General features: G+C 63.4%; 2 protein-coding genes and 2 pseudogenes. All 4 read right to left on the bottom strand.

Translation table 11 applies throughout. The annotated features are described in order from the left end of the window. Positions 1 to 97: pseudogene (locus EN984_RS39560) on the bottom strand (GNAT family N-acetyltransferase); the annotation flags it as partial. A gap of 5 nt (positions 98 to 102) precedes the next feature. After that, a complete protein-coding gene (sseA, locus tag EN984_RS32130; protein WP_127270594.1) occupies positions 103 to 969 on the bottom strand; it encodes a 3-mercaptopyruvate sulfurtransferase in 867 nt (288 codons plus the stop codon). Positions 970 to 1,008: 39 nt separating this feature from the next. After that, positions 1,009 to 1,752, bottom strand: coding sequence for an alanyl-tRNA editing protein (locus EN984_RS32135; RefSeq protein ID WP_127270595.1), 744 nt, complete (start codon positions 1,750 to 1,752; stop codon positions 1,009 to 1,011). Next, positions 1,752 to 2,148, bottom strand: a pseudogene (locus EN984_RS32140) (pyridoxal-phosphate dependent enzyme); the annotation flags it as partial. The gene EN984_RS32135 and the pseudogene EN984_RS32140, both read right to left, overlap by 1 nt.

Here is a 2,148-nt window from a genome sequence, read left to right on the forward strand (position 1 = left end):
GACGGTTATACGGCACAGGCGGCGAATAGGCCGGAGGCACATGCATCTCGAGGAACGTCACCGTGACTTCGATGTCTTCCAGCGCGCCGTTTTCCACCGTCTTCATTCCTTGCCGATCACAACGGGGCCGGTCACGACAGGCGTGTCGGAAAGCCCGCCCCACTCCGTCCAGGAGCCGTCGTAAAGCCTGTTGTTTGTATGGCCAAGCGTTTCCAGCGCCAGCGTCACCACCGCCGCGGTAATACCGGAGCCGCATGAAGTGACGACAGGTTTCGACAGATCGATGCCGGCCTCCTCGATCACCTTGCGCAGACGGTCCTTCGACAGCAGCTCGCCATTTTCCGACAGCGCCGAATAGGGCAGATTGCGCGCGCCGGGCATATGGCCGGAGCGGATACCCGCGCGCGGCTCAGGTTCAGTGCCGGTGAAGCGGCCCGGTCCACGGGCGTCGGCGATCTGGCTCGCCTTGGTGTCGACGATCCCGCGCATGTCGGCGAGGCTGGCGACGCGCCCGGCGTCGAAATCGGCATGAAACACGCTTGGCGCGATCTTGGTCGGTTCGGCCGTCACCGGCCTGCCGGCGGCTTTCCAGCCATCGAAGCCGCCCTCCAGAATATAGGTCTGAAAGACGCCCATCACCCGGAACATCCACCACGCCCGGGGTGCGGAGAAGAAACCCGGCCCGTCGTAGACGACGATGGTGTCATCGGCCGAAACGCCCATGGCGCCGACATACTGGGCAAAATGCTGCGGCGACGGCAAGGTATGCGGCAGGGGCGAATCCGGGTCCGAAACGGCATCCTGATCGAGAAAACGTGCGCCCGGGATATGGGCCGACTCATACTCGCCGCGCGCATCGCGCCTCTGCGCCGGGAGATACCAGGATGCGTCGATGATCGTCAGGCCCGGCTCGCCGAGACGTTGCTGCAGCCAGTCTGCGTCGACGGTGAAGGGGCTGTCCTCGGCCATTTTGTTCTCCTGCTCGCTTTTTGGCGATCACTGTCCTGTTCAGTTTGCCGGCATCGGCCCAAAGCGGATGCGGAAGCGCCGGTTCTCGCGGCCCTTCTTCTCGATCTTGCCGATGTGGATTTCGCCGACTTCGGCGGTGCTTTTCACATGGGTGCCGCCGCAGGGCTGGCTGTCCACCGAAGCGTTGTCGCCGATACAAACCAGGCGGATCTTGCCTGTGCCCACCGGCGGCCGAACGTTCTTGGATTTCACCAGGCCGGGATTGGCGGCCAGGTCTTCGTCACTGATCAGCCTGACAAAGATCGGATGATCGGCCCGCACCAGGTCCATCAGCCCGGCGGTGACGTCCTCCTTGGTGAAGCCGGCATCCGGAGCGTCGAAGTCGACACGGCTGTCGTCCTCGGAAACCGAGGCACCGGTGATCGGGAACGGGCAGACGACGGTGAGCAGATGGCAAGCCGCGTGCATGCGCATCAGGAGATGCCGCCGCTCCCAGTCGATCGCCAGCCTCAGCGCCTCGCCTGGCTGCGGAACCGCCTGCTCCGGCGCCGGCACGTGTATGATCTCGTCCTTGGTCTCACCGGTGAGGGTGGCGGCAATGACGATACGGCTGCCGTCGCCGCGTTCGAGATACCCGGTATCGCCCGGTTGGCCGCCTGAAGTGGCGTAGAAGATGGTCCGGTCGAGGATGATACCGCCGCGATCGTTGACGGCAACGACCGTTGCGTCCGCCGTCCGCAGATAGGCATCGTCGCGAAACAGGGCGTCCGTCCTGTTTGCCATCACGCGACCTTTTCGAACGGCACCGGAATTGTGCTCTTCAGTTCCATCCAGCCTGGCACCGGCAGCTGCTTTTCGCGCAGGAATTCCGGGTTGAACAGTTTTGATTGATAGCGCGTGCCATAATCACAAAGAATGGTCACGATGGTGTGGCCGGGACCTAATTCCCTGCCCAGACGGATCGCGCCGGCTATGTTGATGCCGGTCGAGCCGCCGACGCAAAGGCCCTCTTCCTGGATCAGGTCGAAGACGATCGGCAGCGCATCCTCATCGGGGATCTGGAATGAAAAATCCGGCGTGAACCCTTCGAGATTGGCGGTGGTGCGCCCCTGCCCGATGCCTTCGGTGATCCAGGTGCCCTCCGGCTTCAGCTCGCCGCTGGGGTTGAAAGAATAGAGC

Source organism: Mesorhizobium sp. M7A.F.Ca.CA.004.12.1.1, from assembly GCF_003997835.1.
GTDB lineage: Bacteria > Pseudomonadota > Alphaproteobacteria > Rhizobiales > Rhizobiaceae > Mesorhizobium.